Consider the following 22,736-nt stretch of genomic DNA (forward strand, 5'->3'; position numbering starts at 1 on the left):
TCGTCTCCATGTCTGGGAACGATTTTTACGGGCACAAAAAAGGCCGCTTTTGTATAAAAGCGGCCTTCCCGAAGTAGCTAAAGACCGGCAAAAACGACTTAAGTTCCCTAGATAAAACAGCAACTTAGCTAATTGTATACAACCTGCACCACTGGTCGGAATTAGATTGTAAGAATATTCCGACAACCTCAGGATCGCGCCGTCATCCCCTTGAGGTTCACCTATGAAGTTCTCCTCGATTCTCTTGTTGTCCCTTGGCCTGGTCAGTGGCGCAGCCATGGCCGGTGGCACCACCGAAGCCGGTGTAGGCGGCGCATTGGGCGGGGTTTTAGGTTCGGTCGTCGGCCAGCAGATCGGCGGCAATACCGGTTCGGCCATTGGTGCGGCCCTGGGCGGCGCCGGCGGTAGCGCAGTGGGCGCAGACAAACGCAGCCGTGGCGAAGCAGCCATTGGCGGCGCACTGGGCGCAGCAGGCGGCAACGTGGTCGGGCGCAGTGTCGGCGGTAGCACCGGCAGCCTGATCGGCGCGGCAGCCGGCGGTGGCGCGGGCGGCGCGCTGGGTAACTATATGGGCAATAAGAGCGATGACGACGACCGTCGCTATCGCGGGCGTGATAACCGCCGCTATGACCGTGATGATCATCGTGGCCGTGGGCATGCGTATGGCCATCGCAAGAACAAGCATCACTACCGTCACCGGTAAACACAGCAAACTCAATGTGGGAGCTGGCTTGCCTGCGCTAGCGCAATGCCAGCAACCAATAGGTGGCTTGACACTGCGCTAGCGCGGGCAAGCCCGGCTCCCACATTAGCTCTTCATTGTTTCGCAGGCCGCCGTCAGACCGCCAGGTGTTGCAGTGCTTCGCGCAGTACCTGTGGAATCGTCACCGGCTGGTTAGTCGCCCGATCCACAAACACATGCACAAACCGCCCCGCCGCACAGGCCTCATCTTCGCCGGCCTTGAACACCGCCAATTCGTACTGCACTGAACTGTTGCCCAATTTGCCCACCCGCAGGCCAATCTCGATACGGTCGGGGAAAGCAATCGAGGCGAAGTAGTCGCACGCCGAACTCACCACAAACCCCACCACTTCGCCGTCATGGATATCCAGCCCGCCCTGTTCAATCAGGTACGTGTTCACTGCCGTGTCGAAGAAGCTGTAGTAGGTGACGTTATTCACATGGCCGTACACATCATTGTCGTGCCAGCGCGTAATGATCGGCTGGAAGTGACGGTAATCGGCACGCTGCGGCATTGAGTCAGGCATGGACAAGTCTCGTTGAAGTGAATTTACAGGTCGTTCAGGTGGGCCTCGGCCCAATCCCGCACCTCGGCATACGGATACTCTTCCAGCACCGCAAACCCTGGAATCCCCCGGGCCTTGAGCTTGGTAAACAGTGGCACGCTGATCCCGCATAAAAACCGCGTCAAGCGCTCGGCCCCTGGCAAGCTGCCAGTGTGTTGATGATGCCTGTGGATAAAATCCCCGCACAGCCCCTGGAAGTTTTTATCCACAAGCGGTGCCAGGCCCGGTGGTGCCGGCAGATGGGCGACCTGGCCATGACAAACCGAGCAATGCCCACACTGGCGGGGGGCGGCTGCGTCGCCAAAATACTCGGCCAACCGAAAGCCCAGGCAACGCTCACTGGCGAACAACGCCAACATCCCATGGATCCGCGCCACTTCCGTGGCTTCGTGCTGCTTGAAGCCTGTGTATAACTCGGCGCTCAAGGCCTGGGGATCAAACCCGGTATCGAGCAGGCTATAGACCTCGGTCATCTGCTTGCTCTCCAGCTCGATCAGGCCCTGCTCCTGGAAATAATCCAGCGCCTTGACCACCCGGCCGCGTTCGGCCTGGTGCTGTTGATAAAGCGCATCAAAGTCCACGGTGGCCCAGCTCCTGGCCCGTTTGCACGCTTGGATAATCGCGGCGACAAACTGCTGTCGCTCACCGGAAAAACGCGCCAGCAATACCTCCGGCTCTACCAGGTACTTGAAGCGATACTCGGCATAAAACGCATAGCGCGGTGCAATCACCCCCTTGAGCTCCAACTGCACCAGCAAAGTCTTGAGCGGTAGCTCGCGGATATTGCTCAGTTCCGCTAACGAGCGCAGCAGAAACTCCCATTGCCCGTCATCACCGGCCGCCAGCAGTTCCTCCAGCACCAGGCGGATGCCTTCCTGCTCCGGCGTATCGCCGTACACAAAGTTCTCCAGCACATTGAGGCTGTCGCGGTTGGCCAGCACCAGGCACTCGGAAGGCTGGCCATCGCGACCGGCACGCCCGATTTCCTGGCTGTAGTTCTCGATGGATTTGGGCAGATCGAAATGCACCACATTGCGGATGTCGCTCTTGTCGATGCCCATGCCGAAGGCAATGGTAGCGACGATGCAATTGGACTGGCCGCCCATGAACCGGCGCTGGATGCCTTCGCGCTTATCATGGGGTAAACCTGCGTGATAAGCCTCGGCCTGGATGCCATGGCGATTCAGGTGCTCGGCGATCTGCTCGGCAGTCTTCTGCAAGGTGACATAGACGATGCTCGGCTGGTTGGCCCGCTCGCCCATCCACTCCGCCAGGCGCCGGCGCTTGTCGGCGCCGCTGACCGGCTCCACCCACAGGTTGAGGTTGGGCCGGTAGAACCCCGTGGTGATCACGTCGGCGGGGGCGATGGCGAACTTGGCCTGCATGTCCGCAATGACCTTGGGCGTGGCGGTGGCCGTCAACAGCAGCGCCTGGGGAATGTTGAACTGGTGTTGGTAGTCGGGGAGTTTCAGGTAGTCCGGGCGGAAGTTGTGGCCCCACTCGGAAATACAGTGCGCCTCGTCCACCACCAGTAGCGAAATCGAAACGCTGTGCAAAAAGTTGCGAAAGCGCTCGTTCTTCAGGCGCTCTACGGAAATCATCAGGATCTTCAATTCGCCGGAGCGAGCGCGGGCCATTACGTCATTGGCCTGCTCACGGCTTTGTGTCGAATCAATGCTACCGGCCGAAATGCCATGGCGCTGCAAAAAGTCCAGTTGGTCCTGCATCAACGCCAACAACGGCGACACTACCAGTGTCAGGTGCGGCAGCAACACGGCTGAGAGCTGATAACAGAGGGATTTGCCGGAGCCGGTGGGAAAGATCGCCGCCGCCGAGCGGCCGGCCAGCACGGCGCTGACAGCCGCCTCCTGGCCTGGGCGAAACTGTGGATAACCAAAGACCTGCTGGAGGGTGTCGTGCATAAGCTGTCACTCCATTGACCGCTGAACAGGCCTAAAACATAGCCCGGGATTTTCAGCGAATCGAGAAAGGTCGCGTGGAAAAGAGAGACAGGATGATACACAGGCGGCGAGGGTGAAGCCGGTAGCAAACGGCAATCTATAAAACACCCCAAAACAAAAGTGGGAGCGGGCCTGCCCGCGATGGTGGTGCCCCAGTCGATACTGCTGTTGACTGTTACACCGCTATCGCGGGCAAGCCCGCTCCCACATTTTCAGATCTTTGCTACAGCTCAATCAGCGGTTTTGCACACGCTCAATGGCTTTGTCATACACCGGGTTGGCCTTCTGTTCCTTGGCCAACTGATAGTGACGCAGCGCATCGGCAAACTGCCCGGCCGCTTCGTAGATCCGCGCAATGTTGTAGTAGGAACCGGCGCGCACGGTGGCCGCTGTCGGGCCACTGGCCAGGGCGATTGCCTTGCGGTTGGCCCAGATCGACTCGGCGGTGTTACCGGCTTTCTGATAGGCCAGGCCGAGGTTGCCGTAGGCTTTACCGAAGGAATTGTCCAGTTCGATAGCCTGACGGAAGTAGTCGATTGCCTGGTCCAGGTTACCGGCCTGGTAGGCCGCTTCGCCTTTGAGGTTCAGCTTCTTCGCATCGCCCTGTACCGCAGAACTGACCACCACCGCATCCACGGCAACGCTATCGTTGAGCAGGGGTTTGACTTCGTTGAGCACATCCTTGGCTTCGACAAGTACGCCGGTGAAGGTATTGATGTCCTGGAAGTCGCCGCTGCCGGTCATGCGGAACACGGTCCACAGGTTACCGGTACGGTTGGTCGGCACGTAGTAGGTGCGAACCAGGGACTGGCCCATGTACACAAACACCTTGGCCTGGCTCTCGGACAGTGCAGTGGAGCCTGTATTGGTGCGGTTGGAGAAGTCATGCACGGCGTAGACGTAGCTTTCGCCGTAGTGTTTTTTCTGCAGGGTGATGGTTTCCGGGCCGTAGCTGTCGGTGTCATCCACATCCAACTCGGCATCGGTGCCGGTCTTGCTGTTGAAGTAGATGTTGTTGCCGGGGAAGATCATGTGGGAGTCGAGGTCCGAAGGCGATTGCCCCCAGGTCAGCACTACACGCAGACCGTCGAGGTTTTCCATCACCGGGCTGATGGCGTATGTCATGCCTTTGCACGGGCACTTCACCACCAGGTTGGAGTAGCCGGGCTTCTTTATGATCAGCAGATTGTCGGCGCCATCGGCAACTTCGCTGGTGAGGGTGACCTGGCCCTGGGCGTTGGTGCGCCCCACCACGTTCTGTGCGCCGTTGCGTTGCAGCAAGACTTCAGCGTCGGCGATTTTCTGGTCCTTGACCACCGCACTGAGCACTTCAATTGGCAACTGCTCGGCCTGGACAGAAAACGCCACCGCACACAATGACATCGCCGAGGCGATACGAAGCAAACCCATGCTTAACTCCCTTTAAGTAGTGGGCGGAATTGCCCTACAAGATTTTGCGGTGAAACATACGCTGAATTCAGGGGTTTTGCCGGGATTTTATACAAAATGTGACGTGGTTTTTATCCCGCCTGCGCCAGGGTGCCCCACAGCCAAATTGCCAACATCAGAAGACTCTGTAGGAAATTGCTTGGTCGGGCACCATACGCTTCCCAAACTGCCTCAGGTGCCCACTCAACCCTCTACAGAATCGGCCGAGCCTGACCGAAACTAGCGCCCTCGCAACCTTCTCGGCAAGAAATCCGTGAACCTTGAAAGGACTCAGTACATCGGCCATTACGGCGTCACGTTCAGCGTGATTCGTTTCACTGTACGGCCCGATAACAAGCAAGCACTTGCCAGCCTTTGCTTGCTAGACGCAAAGGCCTCTGCGCCAGAGGTTCGCCTGCGACTACAAAGTCTGTATGAGCGAATGCTCGCCCAGGATCTTCCGTGCCTCATGACAGTGGCCATTTCAAAACCATTGACCAGAAAACAGGCCGATAGCCTGAACAACCGGAATAACGTCGTCAAAAAAGCCATTTCAGGTGCGGTTGCAGCCCCAATTGGGATCATTTCCAGCAAGGCAGAATCACTGATCGAAAACTTCACCCGCGATTTGATATCCCGCCAGCTCCGCAACTTCCAGCGTGCAGACATCATCATCGGCCTAGAGGCTCGGGTCAGCGGGGGAATTGGCCCGCAGCGCTCAAGCCTCTCAATGCATGTGTACTCAGATGAGCCATAGTCAAATGCTGTATCTACAGACGGCGATCTTCTTCGCCTTTTATCTATTGCTGCATTACAAAATCACCGACGGCACACTCAGAAAGCGTTTTGCTGCCACGTTTATCGTAAGCGGCTTGATCCTGACATTCTGGCTACCTTATGTGGCCATCATTCTCAGCATTCAACTCCTCCCCCTCGCTCTATTCTTGATAGGCTTGGCACTCTTTCTGACCCGCAACAAATACCGCCATCATCACGACCATCCCCCTCACCCACTCCTGCGTGCTTCCACCATGAACCTGGCCCCCCACTTCCCCGAAGACCCTGTCATGCAGCAGCTCCTGCAATTGCTGCACGAAGAAATCGGCCTGCCCAAGCACAAGACCCTCCGCCTTAAAACCTCGCTTAACTTCGACCTCGGCTGCGACGGCGCCGAAGCCAGGCAATTTATGGAGGCGCTGGAGCAGACATTCGATCTCGACCTGGGTGACTATGATGCTTATCGTTACTTCAACCCGCCGGTCTTCGATGTATTCCTCAAACACCGCGCCAAGGGCCGGGGCGAGAAAATGCCGCTCACCATCGGCATGCTCTACCTGGCGATCAAGACTCATAGCTGGGATACACAGACGCTGGAAAATCTGAGCTAAAGAACACTGAGTGGTTAATGTGGGCCTTTTTGCCGCCCTGCTCTACGCTCATCGAGATTTCCACGCGCACAAAAAAGCCGCCCACTAGGGGCGGCTTTTCAACAGCTAGCGAATCTTACAACTTCGGACCCGCTGCCTTGATCGCGTCGCTCACTTCAAATTTCTTGAAGTTCTCGACGAACAGGCCGGCCAGGGCCTTCGCTGCTTCGTCGTAGGCAGCCTTGTCAGCCCAGGTGTTGCGTGGGTTCAACAGGCCGGTCTCAACGCCCGGTACGGCCAATGGCACGTCGAGGTTGATGGTGTCCAGGTGCTCGGTTTGCGCACCGATCAACGCGCCGCTCTGGATCGCTGCGATCACCGCACGGGTGGTCGGGATGTTGAAGCGTTTGCCGACGCCGTAGCCACCGCCGGTCCAACCGGTGTTGACCAGGTAGACCTTGGAGCCGAAGCCACGGATGCGCTTGATCAGCAGCTCTGCGTATTCGCCAGCCGGACGCGGGAAGAACGGTGCGCCGAAGCAGGTGGAGAAGGTCGACTTGATGCCGCTGCCCGAACCCATTTCAGTCGAGCCCACCAGTGCGGTGTAGCCGGACAGGAAGTGGTAGGCCGCTTGTTCTTCATTGAGGATCGACACCGGTGGCAGTACGCCAGTCAGGTCGCAGGTCAGGAAGATCACCGCGTTTGGCTCGCCGCCCAGGTTCTTCTCGGAACGCTTGGCAACGTGCTCCAGCGGGTACGCCGCGCGGCTGTTCTGGGTCAGGCTGACGTTGGTGTAATCGGCGTGCTTGGCATCGTCGATCACCACGTTTTCCAGGACGGCGCCGTGCTTGATGGCTTTCCAGATGACCGGCTCGTTCTTCTCCGACAGGTCGATGCACTTGGCATAGCAACCGCCTTCGATGTTGAACACCACGCCTTCGCCCCAACCGTGTTCGTCGTCACCGATCAGGTAGCGGCTTTCGTCGGCGGACAGGGTGGTCTTGCCAGTGCCGGAAAGGCCGAAGAACAAGGTCACGTCGCCTTCTTCACCGATGTTGGCAGCGCAGTGCATTGGCAGCACGTCAGCGGCCGGCAGCAGGAAGTTCTGCACCGAGAACATGGCTTTTTTCATCTCGCCGGCGTAACGCATGCCAGCAATCAGGACTTTTTTCTGGGCGAAGTTGAGGATCACGCAACCATCGGAATTGGTGCCGTCACGCTCAGGCACACATTCAAAGTTGGCAACGTTGAGCACTTGCCACTCTTCACGCCCGGCCGGGTTGTACTGGGCCGGGTTGATGAACAGGCAACGACCGAACAGGTTCTGCCAGGCAGTCTGAGTGGTCATTTTCACGGCCAGGTAGTGTTCTTCGGCAGAACCTACATGCACGTGGGAAACGAAATGCTCTTGCGCGTTGTTGAAAGCCTCGACGCGAGCCCACAGGGCATCGAACTTGTCGGCCGGGAACTTGCGGTTGATCGGGCCCCAGGCAATAGCGGCCTGGGTGGATGGCTCTTCAACGATGAAACGGTCGACCGGCGAACGACCGGTACGGTGACCGGTTTCTACGACCAGCGCGCCAGTATCGGCAAGCACGCCTTCACCGCGCTGCAGGGCTTCTTTGACCAGATCGTCAACACTCAGATCGGTGTATACGGCGTTATTGGCTTGCGTCATGAGGTTCCCCGTCGGCCTATGGCCGAGTGCTCCAAACGTTTTGTAGTAGAAAGTTGCGCACTACTACCGCGAAAAAAGTGGGCCGGATTATGCCAGAAAAGCCCAAAAAAAGTAGGGCCCTCCCGTCAGAACACCTCTAATCCGGCGTTTGTCAGGTGATTTACCTGTGCTTAAACGTTTTAGTGGTGGGTACCAGAAGGGGTGTCAACGCCAGCGCCAGCGAACAATTGGGCGATATCGGCAGCGTCGAACAGGTAGCGCTGGTTGCAGAACTGGCAGTCGATCTCGATTCTGCCACCATGCTCCACCGCCAGATTCTGCGCATCCTCAAGGCCCAGGCTCACCAGGGCATTGCCCGAGCGCTCGCGGGAGCAGCTGCAATGGAAACGCAGCGATTGCGCATCGAACAGGCGCACTTCCTCTTCATGGTACAGGCGGTGCAGGATGGTTTCGTTGTCCAGGCCCAGCAGCTCTTCAGCGGTCAGGGTACCGGCCAGGGCAGTGAGGCCACGCCAGCTTTCCTCGCGCTCATCCTCGTCCTTGATACGGTCCGCCGGCAGCTGTTGCAACAGCAGGCCACGGGCGCGCTTGCCGTCCGCATTGAGCCAGAAGCGGGTGCCCACTTGCTGGGACATGACGAAATAGTTGGTGAAGCAGTCGGACAGGGTTTCCCCGTCCAGATCGACAATGCCCTGGTAACGCTGGCCAACGGTCGGGTCGATGGTCAACGCCAGCACGCCGTTGGGCATCAGGTCGGCCAGGGTCGCGTCCGCCGGGATCTGGTCTGCGTCATAACGTGCCAGGCCACGGATTTCCCGCTCACTAGAGCACTCGATCATCAGCATCGGCACCGGGCCTTCGGAGCGCGCCTGGAGGATCAGCAAGCCATCGAACTTCATGGTGCCCACCAGCAGCGACGCGGCGGCCATCAGTTCGCCAAGCAACTGCGCGACCGGCTCCGGATAGGGGTGCTTGGCAAGGACTTCGGCATAGCTGCGCTCCAGGGCAACCAGCTCGCCACGAGCGTCGTTGTCGTCAAAGAGGAAACGTTGGGTGAAGTCGGTATCCGGTAGATCAGTCATAGGTCTGGGTATCTGAATTGATGACAAAGTGATGACAATGTTTCTAAAATTATGCGCTTTAGCACCAATTTGGTGCGCTTTTCTTCTGATAGGTGAAGAGAGTTTAGAGCGAAGAGGAAACAGTTTATGAACAATCCGGGTTTGTTCCAAGCCAAGTGGAACCTCGGGCGATTGGCCCTGTGCAATTTACTCGCTCTGGGGCTGCTGTGTTTTTGGCTATGGCCCGCAGGCCAGATGCTTTGCGTGATATTCGACGAATGGCTGTTTCATCTGCTCAACGACCCGCTGGCCAGCAACCCGACCTGGCTGCATGTATGGGCGATCGCCAGCCTGCGGCCATTTGATGCGGTGGTCGGGGTGATCCTGCTGATGCTGCTGATTCGCGGCGAATGGGTGTTCAAGGCGATTGAAGTACGCCAGGCGTTTTTCGGCTTCCTCGCGATTCTGCTGTTACTGCTGTTTATCCGTATGCTGTTTTCCAAGCTCGCGGCGCAGATGGGCTGGCAGCACAATAGCCCGTCGATGGTGATCAGTGGAGCGATCCATATGAGCGATTACTTCCCGAACCTGGAAAAAACCTGGGAATTGAAAGACCGTTCCAGCCAGAGTTTCCCCGGTGATCATGCTTCAGTGTTGCTGATCTGGGGGATGTTCATGAGCGTGTTTGCCAAGCGGATCGGCCAGGTGCTGCTGATCTGGGGCCTGGCACTGCTGTTTATGATGCCGCGCCTGGTGGCAGGTGCTCACTGGGGGCAGGACGACTACATCGGTGGCGTACTGCTGGCGCTGTTAGCGCTGGGTTGGGGTTACTACACACCGTTTGCGGCGAAGGTCTCAGCTTGGCTGCTACGCATAACCGAACCGCTATTCCGGCTGCTTCAACGGGTACCCGCGATCAATCGCCTGAGCGTGATCCGCAACGCCTGAGCCCTGGTGCAGGAGCCTGATCGGCTCCTGCACGTAACCCCTCAATCATCATTGCCGCTGCCGCGAAACTTGAACAGGTCGCGGCGCTGTTTCTTGCTCGGCTTGCCGTCGGTGCTCATACCCAAGGCTCCGGCCTTGCGCATGGCCGCCGCATTCTCGCGCTTGGCAATACTGGCGGGGGTCTCGGTGTACAGCGCCTGGGCTTCAGGCGCGCCTCGGCGGACGATGGAGAGCGCCTCCACCAACACGGTTTTCTCATCAAAGCCGATGCGAATCTGCAACTCGTCGCCAACACGCGGTTCCTTGCCCGGCTTGCAGCGCTCGCCTCGGCAATGCACCTTGCCGCTCTCGATGGCGGCCTTGGCCAAGGCCCGGGTCTTGTAGAAACGTGCGGCCCACAGCCACTTGTCCAAACGGACTTTTTCGTCCTCTTCCTGCTTTTGAGCCACTTGAATTCCTCGCTCTGAAAAATGTCGCAACTTAACAGTCGAATCCCTTCGACGCACAAACGCCAAGGCTCACCTAAGATACGCCAGGTGTCAGGCAGTTTCCCTTCAGCCGTGGTTTTTTATGGTGTGAAGATATCTGTCGCCATTTGGTGAATATTCTGCGTGAATACCGCGAATTCGGCGCCAAGCGCTCGTCAACGGTCCTGGGTTGTCACAATCCGTGAGCTATTGGACGCTAGTGTCGTATGACGTAGAAACTTCCCTGATTGCCGGTTGTTCATATTGAAGACATTTGACCATTTGACCGTTGTCGGTCTGCGTGAATGGGTGGCGCTTCCCGATTTGGGTGTGGCGGGCCTGCGCGCAAAGATCGACACCGGCGCCAGTACCTCCAGCCTGCATGCCACCGAGATCGAGCCTTTTGAGCGTGACGGTGAAAAATGGCTGCGCTTTACGGCGCACCTGGGCAGCGTGGTGCAACTGCGTCACCGGCGCTGCGAAGCACCGCTGGTGGCCATGAAAACCATTAAAAGCTCCAACGGCCAGGCGCAGGTGCGCTACGTCATCAGCACCACCCTGGCCCTGGGTGATCGGGTATGGAGGGTGGAGTTCACCCTGGCTTGCCGCAAAACCATGCGTTACCGCCTGTTGCTAGGTTCCAAAGCCCTGATCGACGGCCAGTTAGTGGTCAACCCGGGGCTCAAGTACGTTCAAGACAAGCCGGTGTTCCCGGTCTCCACTATTGCTGCCACAGGTGTTGCATGAAGATCGCTGTGCTGTCGCGTAACCCGCGTCTGTATTCCACCCGCCGTCTGGTCGAGGCCGGCACCGAACGGGGCCATGAGATGGTGGTGATCGATACGTTGCGCGCCTATATGAACATTGCCAGTCATAAGCCGCAGATCCACTACCGGGGCAAACCACTGGAAGGCTTCGACGCGGTGATCCCGCGTATCGGGGCCTCGGTGACGTTCTACGGCTGCGCGGTCCTGCGCCAGTTTGAAATGATGGGGGTGTTTCCGCTCAACGAATCGGTGGCCATTGCCCGCTCCCGGGACAAGCTGCGCTCCCTGCAATTGCTGTCGCGCCGGGGCATCGGCTTGCCCGTGACTGGTTTTGCCCATTCCCCCGATGACATTCCCGACCTGATCGAGATGGTCAACGGTGCGCCATTGGTGATCAAGGTGCTGGAAGGCACCCAGGGCATTGGCGTGGTGCTGTGTGAAACCGCCACGGCGGCAGAGTCGGTGATCGAAGCGTTCATGGGCCTCAAGCAGAACATCATGGTCCAGGAATACATCAAGGAAGCCGGCGGGGCCGATATCCGTTGCTTCGTGGTGGGGGACAAGGTGATTGCCGCGATGAAGCGCCAGGCCAAGCCGGGGGAGTTTCGCTCCAACCTGCATCGGGGTGGCAGCGCCAGCCTGATCAAGATCACCCCGGAAGAACGCATGACCGCCCTGCGCGCAGCCAAGGTCATGGGCTTGAGTGTGGCGGGCGTGGATATCCTGCGCTCGAACCACGGGCCACTGGTGATGGAAGTCAACTCGTCACCAGGCCTGGAAGGAATTGAGACCACCACCAACAAGGATGTGGCGGGGATCATCATTCAGCATCTGGAGAAGAACAGCGGGCCGAATCTGACCCGGACCAAGGGCAAGGGCTGAAATACGCCCTTTAGGGCAGCACAAACCAGTGTGGGAGCTGGCTTGCCTGCGATGACTGACTAACATTCAACATCACTGTTAGTCTTTTCGCAGGCAAACCAGCTCCCACATTTGATTTTCGTCGTGGCTTAGACCGCACCCCTTGGCAACATCAGCCCCAACGGCAAGCGCACCCGCGCTTCCAGCCCGCCATCGGCACGGTTGCGCAGCTCAACATTGCCACCATGCATCGAGGCAATCCGCCGCACAATCGCCAGCCCCAGGCCGGTGCCTTTGCCACCACGGGCACGGTCGCCACGGGTGAAGGGGTTGAAAATGCCCTCCAGCTCCGCCGGATCAATCCCGGCGCCACGGTCCATGACACTCAGTACCACATAGGGCGCGTTGGTGTCACCAGACACATAGGCGGCGACTTCCACCTCGGTGCCCGCATGATGCAAGGCGTTGCCGATCAGGTTGTTCAACAGGCGCTTCATCGAGACCCGGCGCAACGCAAAGGGCTGGATCGGCTCCAGGCGCATGTGCACCTGCTCACCATTCTGGTTATAGGGCGCCACGACCTCGCGGACCAGGTCGGTCAGGTCCACTTCTTCCACCACCTCATCGCGACCATCGCGGATAAACGCCAGGAACTGGTCGAGAATCGCGTCCATGTCTTCGATATCACGGACCATGTCATCGGTCAGGTCGGTGTGGTTGCCCATCAGTTCCAGGGACAGGCGCAAGCGTGTCAGCGGCGTGCGCAGGTCGTGGGACACCCCGGCCAGCATCAGCTCACGCTCGCGACCGGCCTGTTCGACATCCTCGGCCATCTGGTTGAACGCGCTATAGACCTCGGTCATTTCGCTGGGCGTATCGCTGATCGGCAGGCGCACGCTGCGCCCCTGCCCCAGTTGCCTGGCGGCGAACACCAGGCGCTTGAGCGGCTGGTTGAGCTGGCGCACGAAAATCCAGGCCGACGCGGTGGAAAGCAGGCCAATAGCCAGGAACCAGCCAAGTACGTTCCAGATCTTCTGCCCCCGCAGCGGGTGCGGATACAGCGGAACCTTGATCCATGCATCGCCCAGGCTCGGCGCGCGCACCCAGAGGGCGGGTGATACATGCATGCGCAAGCGCACCTCGGTGTCTTCACCCAGTTCGGCCTGCATCTGGCGCTGGTAGATCTCGCTGTAAGGCCAATGCTGCTCGCCTTCCGGCACGCCAGCCCCATCCACGCGGGTCAACGTCGACGCCTTGGCGACTTTTTCGCGGTTCTCGGGATCCACAGCCCAGTAGCCACGCAATGTCAGCGCAACACCATGGCTGTACTGCCGGTCCACCAGCACGTCTTCGTTCATCAACAGATAAACGAGGGTCAGCGCCTTGGAAAACAGCACGACGATCAGCACCAGCCAAAGGGTGCGGGAGAAGAAACTTTGGGGGAACCACAGCGGGGTTTTCATAGAAGACAGCTAGACACCTGGCAAGAGCGAGCCACGCTCGCAGAATTGCAGACGCCGGGCATCCGGCCGACCCCTTGGGATCGAACTCCGGAATACCCGCATGTGCAAATCATCGATTACTTGGTTGCCGTGCCATCCGGCACAAACACGTAACCCACGCCCCACACTGTCTGGATATAACGCGGCTTGGACGGATCCGGCTCGATCATCCGGCGCAGACGGGAAATCTGCACATCGATGGAGCGCTCCAGGGCGTCCCATTCACGACCACGGGCCAGGTTCATCAGCTTGTCACGGGTCAGCGGTTGGCGAGCGTTCATCACCAGCGCCTTGAGCACCGCGAATTCGCCCGTGGTGAGCATGTGGACTTCTTCGCCACGCTTGAGCTCACGGGTAGCCAGCGACAGCTCGTAGTCACCAAAGGTCACGCTTTCATCTTCGCTGCCTGGCGCGCCCGGTACGGGAGCCGCCTGGCGACGCAATACGGCCTTGACCCGCGCCATCAGCTCGTCGGGGTTGAATGGCTTGGCCAGGTAGTCGTCGGCGCCCAGTTCCAGACCCTTGATACGGCTCAGCTCATCGCCCTTGGCGGTCAGCATGATGATCGGGATCTGGTTGTTGGTGCTGCGCAGGCGCTTGCAGGCGGTCAGGCCGTCTTCGCCGGGCAACATCAGGTCGAGCACGACCAGGTTGAAGACTTCGCGCCCGAGCAGGCGGTCCATCTGCTCGGTGTTCGGCACCGCGCGGGCACGGTAGCCCTTGGAGGTGAAGAACCGCTCCAGCAGGCTGCTCAGCCCCGGATCGTCATCAACGATGAGAATTTTTTCGCCTTCAGCAGTTTGTGCAGTGCTGCTCATTGGATGCTCCTCTTATCTGGCGCGCATTATGGCTTAGCTGCCGTTATACGCACGGTACGCATTGTTAGCAGATTTTTCTCCAACCACCAGTGCGCCGGCGCCTGGCGCAATCCCCCCAAGAACGGATCGCTGGTTATAATGCCGCGCCTCAGTGCCGGGCAATACCGTGGCCGGCCTGGTGTTTTTTCATCTGCTTGTCGTGACTTTTTCGATTTCGAGGGTCAATAGGCTGCCTCTTGACCCAGGCAGCGGCGCCAGTCGGGCCGCTCAACCAGCCGCGCAGAGCCTTGTTTTCCGGGCCTGCGCACTGCTTTCAAGAATTTCAGGTGGTTTTATGGACAGCATCAACAGCCGCATCGCCGAGGAACTCGGTGTACGCCCACAACAGGTCGAAGCGGCCGTCGCTCTACTGGATGAAGGCTCCACCGTGCCCTTCATCGCCCGTTACCGTAAAGAAGTGACCGGCAGCCTCGATGATATCCAGCTGCGGCATCTGGAAGAGCGCCTGCGCTACCTGCGAGAACTCGACGAACGGCGTGTCAGCATTCTCGCCAGCATCCAGGAGCAGGGCAAGCTGACCCCGCAACTCGAACGCGATATCAAGCTCGCCGACACCAAGACCCGCCTCGAAGACTTGTACCTGCCGTACAAGCAGAAGCGCCGCACCAAGGGCCAGATCGCCCTGGAAGCCGGCCTCGGCGAGCTGGCCGACGGTCTGTTCAACGACCCGTCCCTGACCCCGGAAACCGAAGCCGCGCGCTTTGTCGATGGCGAAAAAGGCGTGGCCGACGTCAAGGCCGCCCTCGAAGGCGCCAAGTACATCCTCATGGAGCGTTTCGCCGAAGACGCCAACCTGCTGGAAAAATTGCGTAACTACCTGAAACAGGAAGCCACTCTCAGCGCCCGTGTGATCGCTGGCAAAGAGGAAGAAGGCGCCAAGTTCCGCGATTACTTCGAGCACGACGAACCACTGAAAAGCATGCCGTCCCACCGCGCCCTCGCCATTTTCCGCGGCCGCAACGAAGGCATTCTCAGCTCCGCGCTGAAGGTCGGCGACGAACTGCCGGGCACCATGCACCCGTGCGAAGGCATGATCGGCCAACAATTCGGCATCCAGAATCAGAATCGTCCTGCGGATAAATGGCTCAGTGAAGTCGTGCGCTGGACCTGGAAGGTCAAGCTCTACACCCACCTGGAAACCGACCTGCTGGGCGAGCTGCGCGACGGCGCCGAGACCGAGGCGATCAACGTATTCGCCCACAACCTGCACGACCTGCTGCTGGCCGCTCCGGCCGGCCCGCGCGCAACCCTGGGCCTGGACCCGGGCCTGCGCACCGGTTGCAAGGTCGCCGTCGTCGACGCCACCGGCAAGCTGCTGGACCACGCCACCGTGTACCCGCACGTGCCGCACAACAAGTGGGACCAGACCATCGCCATCCTCGCCGCCCTGTGCGCCAAGCATGCGGTAGACCTGATTGCCATCGGCAACGGCACCGCCAGCCGCGAAACCGACAAGCTGGCCCTGGAGCTGATCAAAAAATACCCAGGCATGAAAATGACCAAGGTCATGGTCTCCGAGGCGGGCGCTTCGGTGTACTCGGCGTCGGAACTGGCCTCCAAGGAATTCCCGGACCTCGACGTGTCGATCCGTGGCGCGGTGTCCATCGCACGCCGCCTGCAGGATCCACTGGCCGAGCTGGTGAAGATCGACCCTAAATCCATTGGCGTCGGCCAGTACCAGCACGACGTGTCGCAGCTGAAACTGGCGCGCGGCCTGGATGCAGTGGTGGAAGACTGTGTGAACAAGGTCGGCGTCGACGTCAACACTGCCTCGGTCGCCCTGCTGGCGCGGATTTCCGGCCTCAACTCCACCCTGGCGCAGAATATCGTCACCCATCGCGATGAAAACGGCGCGTTCAAGACCCGAGCGGCGCTGAAAAAAGTCGCACGCCTTGGCGAAAAAACCTTCGAACAGGCCGCCGGCTTCCTGCGCGTGATGAACGGTGACAACCCGCTCGACGCCTCGGCAGTCCACCCGGAAGCCTATCCGCTGGTACAGCGCATCGCCGCTGAAACCGACCGCGATATCCGCTCGCTGATCGGCGACGCCGCGTTCCTCAAGCGCCTGGATCCGAAGAAGTACACCGACGAGACCTTCGGTGTGCCGACCATCACCGACATCCTGCAAGAACTGGAAAAACCGGGCCGCGACCCGCGTCCGGAGTTCAAGACCGCCGAGTTCCAGGAAGGCGTCGAAGACCTCAAGGACTTGCAACTGGGGATGATTCTCGAAGGCGTGGTGACCAACGTGACCAACTTCGGCGCATTTGTGGATATCGGTGTGCATCAGGACGGTTTGGTGCATATTTCCGCGCTTTCGGAGAAGTTCATCAAGGATCCGCGTGAGGCGGTGAAGGCCGGGGATGTGGTCAAGGTCAAGGTCATGGAAGTGGATATCCCGCGCAAACGCGTGGGCCTGTCGATGCGCATGAGCGATACCCCCGGCGAGAAAATCGACGGTGCCCGTGGCGCACGCCCGGGTTCAGCACCGCGCCAGTCGCAAAACCGTTCGGAAAACACTGCACCGCGTAAGGAAGCCACCACCGCAGCCCCGGCCAATAACGCCATGGCTTCGCTGTTCGCCAACGCCAAGCAGTTGAAAAAGCGCTGATGGAGCTGCCAGCCGGCTTGACCCACAGCGCCTTCAGCGAGCTGCTCGGCTGCCGCCTGCAACGCCTGGACCAAGGCGTTGCCGAGGTTGCCCTGAGCCTGGAGCCACAATTGCGCAACCGCGCGGGCAAGCTCCATGGCGGGGCGATTTTCAGCCTGGTGGACATTGCCATGGGGCTGGCCTGTTCCAGCTCCCACGGTTTTGACCAGCAGAGCGCGACCATCGAGTGCAAAATCAACTACATCCGTGCCGTGTCCGACGGTGACGTGCTGTGCACCGCCCGGGTCATCCACCCCGGCCGGCGCACGCTGGTGGTCGAGGCCGAGGTGTATCAGGACGAAAGACTCGTCGCAAAAGCACAAGGCACCTTCGCTGTCCTATAGCTCCCTGTCATCAATTTGGGTTAATTTCGGCGCTGCGAAAACAGCGTCGGAATTTTCTTCCTGCGCGATAGCCAAATTCAGGGAATGAAGTCGGCACTTTCAGAGCAGGTTGTTCCGGCTCGAAAACCAGGCGATAACGCCAGTTTTAACTTCACCCTTGTAGACCGTCTTGCCCACCCCCATATTGGGGCGACTGACGCGTGAAGGAATCCAACTTGAGCGAACTTCTCAACCGCCGCCTGGCTCTGCTCGGCAAGCGCGAACACCTCTCTTTGCTTGAGCACTGCCTGCACGGCATCGAGCGAGAATGCCTGCGTGTCACCGGCGAAGGCCGCCTGGCTCAAACGCCGCATCCAGAGGCCCTGGGCGCCGCATTGACCCATGAGTCGATCACCACCGACTATTCCGAGTCGCTGCTGGAGTTCATCACGCCGGCACTGCCCAACCCGGCAGATACCCTGCGCAGCCTCGACAAAATTCATCGTTTTGCCTACAGCAAGCTCGGCAACGAGTACCTGTGGAGTCCATCGATGCCGTGCCCGTTGCCGGCCGAGGAAGATATTCCGATTGCCTACTACGGCACCTCCAACATCGGACAGCTCAAGTACGTGTATCGCAAGGGCCTGGCCCTGCGCTACGGCAAGACCATGCAGTGCATCGCCGGTATCCACTACAACTTCTCCCTGCCGGAAGAGCTGTGGCCGTTGCTCAAGGAAGCCGAAGGCTTCGTGGGCACCGACCGTGACTACCAGTCCACGGCCTATATCGCGCTGATCCGTAACTTCCGCCGCTACAGCTGGCTGCTGATGTATCTGTTCGGTGCCTCGCCAGCCCTGGATGCGGGTTTCCTGCGCGGGCGTTCCCACCAGCTGGAACAGTTCGATGCCGACACCCTGTACCTGCCCTATGCCACCAGCCTGCGCATGAGCGATCTGGGTTACCAGAGCAACGCCCAGGCCGGCCTGACCCCTTGCTATAACGATCTGGCCAGCTACACCGACAGCCTGCGCGAAGCGGTGGCAACGCCCTACGCGCCCTACGTCGAAGTCGGCACCCATAAGGATGGTGAGTGGGTACAGCTCAACACCAACATCCTGCAGATCGAAAACGAGTACTACTCCAATATCCGCCCCAAACGCGTGACCTACACCGGCGAACGGCCGATCCAGGCGCTGATGGCCCGTGGCATCCAGTACATCGAAGTGCGCTGCCTGGACATCAACCCGTTCCTGCCGATGGGCATCGACCTGCCGGAGTCGCGCTTCCTCGACGCGTTCCTGCTGTACTGCGCATTGGACGACAGCCCGCTGTTCGAAAACAACGAGTGCGGCAATGCCACGTCGAACTTCCTCAGTGTGGTCAAGGAAGGCCGGCGTCCGGGGCTGCAATTGCAGCGTCGCGGCCAGGCGGTGGAAATGAAGGAATGGGCCGCCGAACTGCTGGAGAAAATCGCCCCGCTGGCTGCTCTGCTGGACCAGAGCCAGGGCATCAGCGAACACAGCCTGGCACTGGATGCCCAGTTGGCGAAGATCCAGGATTCGTCCCTGACCCCGTCGGCCCAAGTGTTGGCCGCCATGCAGGAGCGCAAGGAAAGCTTTGCGCAGTTCTCCCTGCGTCAGAGCGAAGTGCATGCCGAGTACTTCCGTAGCGAACCGTTGCCGGCAGACGAGCAGGCGCGTTTTGAAGAGCTGGCGCGTACATCGCTGGCGCAACAGGCGGAGCTGGAGCAGAACGAAGTGGGCGATTTCGACGTGTTTGTCGGGGCGTACCAGGCGAGCATCCTGGCGATCAGTAACTGACGCCATCCGATGCCCCCAGTGGGAGCTGGCTTACCTGCGATGAGGCCGTCACATCCAAATAAGATGTCGGCTGTTATACCGCTATCGCAGGCAAGCCAGCTCCCCCATTAATTTCATGGCCCTGAAGCTCTGTTTGCACTTTTCTCCTCATAAGCTAATTCGAAAAGGTTATTTATTTTCGGATTCTTAGATCATTTAGTCTCCTCACACGCCAACGTCTGGCCGCCTGATGAGGAGTCTCTCCATGCTACGACCTTCCCCTTTACGCCTCCTGGCGGCCCTGTCCCTGGCCGGCGCCAGCCTGTTTGCCCAGGCGGCCGACGTGACCATCGCCTACCAGACCACCGTTGACCCGGCCAAAGTCGCCCAGGCCGACGGCGCTTATGAAAAAGCCACGAACGCCACTATCGACTGGCGCAAATTCGACAATGGCGCCGATATCATCGCCGCCATCGCGTCCGGCGATGTGCAGATCGGCTACCTCGGTTCCAGCCCGCTGACCGCAGCCATCACCCGCAAAGTGCCGGTGCAGACCTTCCTCGTCGCCACCCAGATCGGTGGCGCCGAAGCCCTGGTGGCGCGCAACGGTTCCGGGATCAACAGCCCGCAGGACCTGATCGGCAAGAAAATCGCCGTGCCGTTTGTTTCCACCGGCCACTACAGCCTGTTGGCCGCGCTCAAGCACTGGAACATCGACCCGTCGAAAGTCACCGTACTCAACCTCGCCCCGCCGGCCATCATCGCCGCCTGGAAGCGTGGCGATATCGACGCCACTTATGTCTGGGATCCGGCCCTGGGTGTGGCCAAGGAAAACGGCAAGGTGCTGATCACCTCGGGCGAACTGGCCAAGTTCGGCGCGCCGACCTTCGATGCCTGGATCGTGCGTAAGGACTTTGCCGAGAAGCACCCGGAAATTGTCAGCGCCTTTGCCAAAGTCACCCTTGATGCCTACGCCCAATACCGTAAAGACCCACAAGCCTGGCTGGCCGATAAGGGCAACGTCGACAAACTGGTGAGGCTCTCCGGCGCCAAGGCCAGTGATATCCCGCTGCTGCTGCAAGGCAACGTCTACCCACTGGCCGCCGACCAAGTGACGCTACTTGGCGCCCCGACCACCAAGGCCGTGACCGATACCGCCGCGTTCCTCAAGGAACAAGGCAAGGTCGAGGCCGTGCTGCCGGACTACGCCCCTTACGTCAGCGCCAAGTTCATCACTAACTGATCAGGAGTTCATCGCGATGGCCTTGCTACAGCTGGAGCGCATCAGCGCACAGTACCCAGGCGCAACCACGCCCGTGCTGGCGGATATTTCCCTGACCCTCGGCCCCCAGCAATTGCTGGTGGCCCTCGGCCCTTCCGGCAGTGGCAAGACTTCGCTGTTGAACCTGATTGCCGGCTTCGTCGAACCCAGCGCCGGACGCATCACCCTCGATGGCGTGCCCGTGCAAGGCCCGAGTGCCGAGCGTGGCGTGGTGTTCCAGGACGACGCCCTGCTGCCCTGGCAAGACGTGCTGGCCAATGTCGGCTTCGGCCTGGAGCTGGCCGGTGTGCCCAAGGCCCAGCGGCAGGTCCGCGCCCGGGAAATGCTTGCCCTGGTGGACCTGGCCGGCTTTGACAGCCGGCGCATCTGGCAGCTGTCTGGCGGGCAGAAACAACGCGTCGGCCTGGCCCGCGCCCTGGCTGCCGACCCACGGGTGCTGCTGATGGACGAACCTTTCGGCGCCCTCGATGCCTTCACCCGTGAACAGATGCAGGAGCTGCTGCTACAAGTCTGGCGGCGCACGGCCAAGCCGGTATTCCTGATCACCCATGACATCGAAGAAGCGGTGTTCCTCGCCACCGACCTGATTCTGCTGGCGCCCAACCCCGGGCAAATCGTCGAGCGCCTGAGCCTGGACTTTGGCCAGCGTTACGCGGCCGGTGAGTCGGCCCGTGCGATCAAGTCCGACCCCCGGTTTATCGAAACCCGCGAACACGTGCTGAGCAAAGTGTTCTCGCAACGGCAGGAGTCCGCATGAGCAGTTATGAAATCCCGGCCACCGCCGTCAGCCCAGCCACCCCGGCGCTGCGCCGCAACCTGAGCACACGCTGGATCAGCGGGCTGACCCTGGGTGCGCTGCTGGTGCTGTGGTGGGCCGTGACCGCCAGCGGGCTGATCGAGCCGCTGTTCCTGCCGCCTCCGTCTGCCGTGCTGCAAAAGGGCTGGCTGCTGGCGACCAGCGGCTATATGGACTCCACCCTCTGGCAGCACCTGGGTGCCAGCCTTGGCCGTATCGGCCTGGGCCTGGGCTTTGCAGTGCTGACCGCCGTGCCGATCGGCATTGCCATCGGCGCCAACCGCATCGCCCGCGGCATTCTCGACCCGCTGATCGAGTTTTACAGGCCGATCCCGCCGCTGGCCTACCTGCCCTTGATCGTGATCTGGTGCGGCATCGGTGAGCTGTCCAAGGTGTTGCTGATCTACCTGGCGATCTTCGCCCCGATTGCCATCGCCACCGCCACCGGCGTGCGCACGGTCGACCCGGCCAAATTGCGCGCAGCGCAGTCCCTGGGCGCCACGCGGGCGCAGTTGATCCGCCATGTGATCTTGCCCAGCGCCCTGCCCGATATCCTTACCGGCGTGCGCATCGGCCTGGGTGTCGGTTGGTCGACCCTGGTGGCTGCCGAGTTGATCGCCGCCACCAGCGGCCTGGGGTTCATGGTGCAGTCGGCCGCGCAATTTTTGGTCACCGACGTGGTGGTACTGGGCATCCTGGTGATCGCGCTGATCGCCTTTGCCATGGAAATGGGCCTACGCGCCCTGCAGCGTAAATGGGTGCCTTGGCATGGCCAGGCCCACTAGGAAGAGAACAACATGAGCCACCTGACCGTTACCCCCTTAAGCACCGCCCTGGGCGCCCAGATCAGTGGCGTCGATATCACCCAGGCGCTGAACCTCGAACAGCGCGACGCCATCGAGCGCGCGCTGCTCCAGCATTCGGTGCTGTTCTTTCGCGACCAGCCGATCACCCCGCAGCAGCAAGCGCGCTTCGCGGCGAATTTCGGTGACCTGCACATTCATCCGATCTACCCCAACGTGCCCGAGCAGCCCGAAGTGCTGGTGCTCGACACCGCCGTCACCGACGTGCGCGACAATGCCATCTGGCACACCGACGTGACCTTCCTGCCCACCCCGGCCCTGGGCGCGGTGCTCAGCGCCAAGCTGCTGCCGGCCTTTGGCGGTGACACTTTGTGGGCCAGCGGTATTGCGGCCTACGAGGCACTGTCGGAACCGATGAAGGTTTTTTTGACCGGCCTGACGGCAACCCATGACTTCACCCGCTCGTTCCCTCAGGAACGTTACGGCAACACCGCCCAAGACCTGGCCCGCTGGGAAGAAGCGCGCAAAAAGAACCCGCCCCTGTCCCACCCGGTGATCCGCACCCACCCGGTCAGCGGGCGTAAATCGCTGTTTGTCAGTGAGGGTTTCACCAGCAAGATCAACGAACTGGAGCCGGCCGAAAGCGAAGTCATCCTCAAGCTGTTGTTCGCCCACGCCACTCGCCCGGAATTCACCCTGCGCTGGCGCTGGCAAGCCAACGACGTGGCCTTCTGGGACAACCGCGTGACGCAGCACTACGCCGTGGACGACTATCGGCCACAGCGGCGTGTGATGCATCGGGCGACGATTCTGGGTGATGTGCCGTTCTGATCCGACACGCCCTGTAGGCGCCGGCA

General features: G+C 60.2%; 21 protein-coding genes. 13 read left to right on the forward strand and 8 right to left on the reverse strand.

The window, feature by feature from the left end:
- Positions 1-223: 223 nt before the first annotated feature.
- On the forward strand, positions 224-703 hold the full coding sequence (locus tag HBR94_RS10765) for a glycine zipper domain-containing protein (protein ID WP_057437072.1): 480 nt from the start codon (positions 224-226) through the stop codon (positions 701-703).
- Between the two features lie 134 nt (positions 704-837).
- On the opposite strand, the gene HBR94_RS10770 is transcribed toward HBR94_RS10765, so the two are convergent.
- The 3 genes from HBR94_RS10770 to HBR94_RS10780 form a co-directional block, all read right to left on the reverse strand.
- Positions 838-1,269 (reverse strand): thioesterase family protein, encoded by a 432-nt coding sequence (locus HBR94_RS10770; protein WP_057437070.1) that lies wholly within the window; start codon positions 1,267-1,269, stop codon positions 838-840.
- A 23-nt stretch (positions 1,270-1,292) separates the two neighbouring features.
- The gene (locus tag HBR94_RS10775; protein WP_170044765.1) at positions 1,293-3,230 is read right to left on the reverse strand and encodes an ATP-dependent DNA helicase RecQ; all 1,938 of its coding nucleotides are present in this window, start codon (positions 3,228-3,230) and stop codon (positions 1,293-1,295) included.
- Positions 3,231-3,503: 273 nt separating this feature from the next.
- Entirely contained in the window at positions 3,504-4,679 is a 1,176-nt protein-coding gene (locus HBR94_RS10780; RefSeq protein ID WP_057437068.1) for a tetratricopeptide repeat protein, read from the reverse strand.
- 292 nt (positions 4,680-4,971) lie between these two features.
- Between HBR94_RS10780 and HBR94_RS10785 the strand changes: the two genes are divergently transcribed.
- Complete coding sequence (locus HBR94_RS10785; protein ID WP_057958000.1) at positions 4,972-5,454, forward strand: hypothetical protein; 483 nt, start codon at positions 4,972-4,974, stop codon at positions 5,452-5,454.
- A 274-nt stretch (positions 5,455-5,728) separates the two neighbouring features.
- Positions 5,729-6,085, forward strand: a complete 357-nt coding sequence (locus tag HBR94_RS28950) for a DUF1493 family protein (RefSeq protein ID WP_057437676.1) — start codon at positions 5,729-5,731, stop codon at positions 6,083-6,085.
- A gap of 115 nt (positions 6,086-6,200) precedes the next feature.
- Here HBR94_RS28950 and HBR94_RS10795 read toward each other — a convergent pair whose 3' ends face one another.
- Together HBR94_RS10795 and hslO are read right to left on the reverse strand one after the other, a co-directional pair.
- The gene (locus tag HBR94_RS10795) at positions 6,201-7,742 is read right to left on the reverse strand and encodes a phosphoenolpyruvate carboxykinase (RefSeq protein ID WP_057437065.1); all 1,542 of its coding nucleotides are present in this window, start codon (positions 7,740-7,742) and stop codon (positions 6,201-6,203) included.
- 179 nt (positions 7,743-7,921) lie between these two features.
- Entirely contained in the window at positions 7,922-8,824 is a 903-nt protein-coding gene (hslO, locus tag HBR94_RS10800; protein ID WP_057437064.1) for an Hsp33 family molecular chaperone HslO, read from the reverse strand.
- A 126-nt stretch (positions 8,825-8,950) separates the two neighbouring features.
- Between hslO and HBR94_RS10805 the strand changes: the two genes are divergently transcribed.
- Complete coding sequence (locus HBR94_RS10805; protein WP_170044766.1) at positions 8,951-9,751, forward strand: phosphatase PAP2 family protein; 801 nt, start codon at positions 8,951-8,953, stop codon at positions 9,749-9,751.
- A gap of 41 nt (positions 9,752-9,792) precedes the next feature.
- Here the strand turns inward: HBR94_RS10805 and HBR94_RS10810 are convergent, their stop codons facing one another.
- Positions 9,793-10,200, reverse strand: coding sequence for a S4 domain-containing protein (locus HBR94_RS10810; protein WP_057437060.1), 408 nt, complete (start codon positions 10,198-10,200; stop codon positions 9,793-9,795).
- A 315-nt stretch (positions 10,201-10,515) separates the two neighbouring features.
- Here HBR94_RS10810 and HBR94_RS10815 point away from each other — a divergent pair, with 315 nt between their 5' ends.
- Positions 10,516-10,965 carry an ATP-dependent zinc protease gene (locus tag HBR94_RS10815; RefSeq protein ID WP_169960036.1) on the forward strand — a complete coding sequence of 150 codons (450 nt, stop codon included), beginning with the start codon at positions 10,516-10,518 and terminating at the stop codon, positions 10,963-10,965.
- Positions 10,962-11,867: a 30S ribosomal protein S6--L-glutamate ligase gene (gene rimK, locus HBR94_RS10820; protein ID WP_057957998.1), complete on the forward strand. Its 906-nt coding sequence runs from the start codon at positions 10,962-10,964 to the stop codon at positions 11,865-11,867. Before HBR94_RS10815 ends, rimK begins: the two co-directional genes overlap by 4 nt.
- A 128-nt stretch (positions 11,868-11,995) precedes the next feature.
- On the opposite strand, the gene HBR94_RS10825 is transcribed toward rimK, so the two are convergent.
- Both HBR94_RS10825 and ompR read right to left on the reverse strand, forming a co-directional pair.
- Positions 11,996-13,309 (reverse strand): ATP-binding protein, encoded by a 1,314-nt coding sequence (locus HBR94_RS10825; RefSeq protein WP_170044767.1) that lies wholly within the window; start codon positions 13,307-13,309, stop codon positions 11,996-11,998.
- A 116-nt stretch (positions 13,310-13,425) separates the two neighbouring features.
- Complete coding sequence (gene ompR / locus HBR94_RS10830) at positions 13,426-14,166, reverse strand: two-component system response regulator OmpR (protein WP_032856582.1); 741 nt, start codon at positions 14,164-14,166, stop codon at positions 13,426-13,428.
- A 334-nt stretch (positions 14,167-14,500) separates the two neighbouring features.
- Between ompR and HBR94_RS10835 the strand changes: the two genes are divergently transcribed.
- The 7 genes from HBR94_RS10835 to tauD all read left to right on the forward strand — a co-directional run bounded on the left by HBR94_RS10835 (position 14,501) and on the right by tauD (position 22,710).
- A complete protein-coding gene (locus HBR94_RS10835) occupies positions 14,501-16,837 on the forward strand; it encodes a Tex family protein (RefSeq protein ID WP_115127153.1) in 2,337 nt (778 codons plus the stop codon).
- Positions 16,837-17,220, forward strand: coding sequence for a PaaI family thioesterase (locus HBR94_RS10840; RefSeq protein ID WP_057437056.1), 384 nt, complete (start codon positions 16,837-16,839; stop codon positions 17,218-17,220). The genes HBR94_RS10835 and HBR94_RS10840 overlap by 1 nt, the downstream gene beginning before the upstream one ends.
- 215 nt (positions 17,221-17,435) lie before the next feature.
- A complete protein-coding gene (gene gshA, locus HBR94_RS10845) occupies positions 17,436-19,019 on the forward strand; it encodes a glutamate--cysteine ligase (RefSeq protein ID WP_169990608.1) in 1,584 nt (527 codons plus the stop codon).
- 244 nt (positions 19,020-19,263) lie between these two features.
- A complete protein-coding gene (gene tauA / locus HBR94_RS10850) occupies positions 19,264-20,241 on the forward strand; it encodes a taurine ABC transporter substrate-binding protein (protein WP_169990609.1) in 978 nt (325 codons plus the stop codon).
- Positions 20,242-20,257: 16 nt separating this feature from the next.
- Entirely contained in the window at positions 20,258-21,037 is a 780-nt protein-coding gene (tauB, locus tag HBR94_RS10855; RefSeq protein ID WP_170044768.1) for a taurine ABC transporter ATP-binding subunit, read from the forward strand.
- A complete protein-coding gene (gene tauC, locus HBR94_RS10860) occupies positions 21,034-21,861 on the forward strand; it encodes a taurine ABC transporter permease TauC (RefSeq protein WP_128593827.1) in 828 nt (275 codons plus the stop codon). Before tauB ends, tauC begins: the two co-directional genes overlap by 4 nt.
- A 12-nt stretch (positions 21,862-21,873) precedes the next feature.
- Positions 21,874-22,710: a taurine dioxygenase gene (tauD, locus tag HBR94_RS10865; protein WP_128593826.1), complete on the forward strand. Its 837-nt coding sequence runs from the start codon at positions 21,874-21,876 to the stop codon at positions 22,708-22,710.
- Positions 22,711-22,736 lie beyond the last annotated feature (26 nt).

It is taken from the genome of Pseudomonas sp. WS 5412 (genome assembly GCF_012985615.1).
In the GTDB taxonomy this organism is placed as follows: domain Bacteria; phylum Pseudomonadota; class Gammaproteobacteria; order Pseudomonadales; family Pseudomonadaceae; genus Aquipseudomonas; species Aquipseudomonas shahriarae.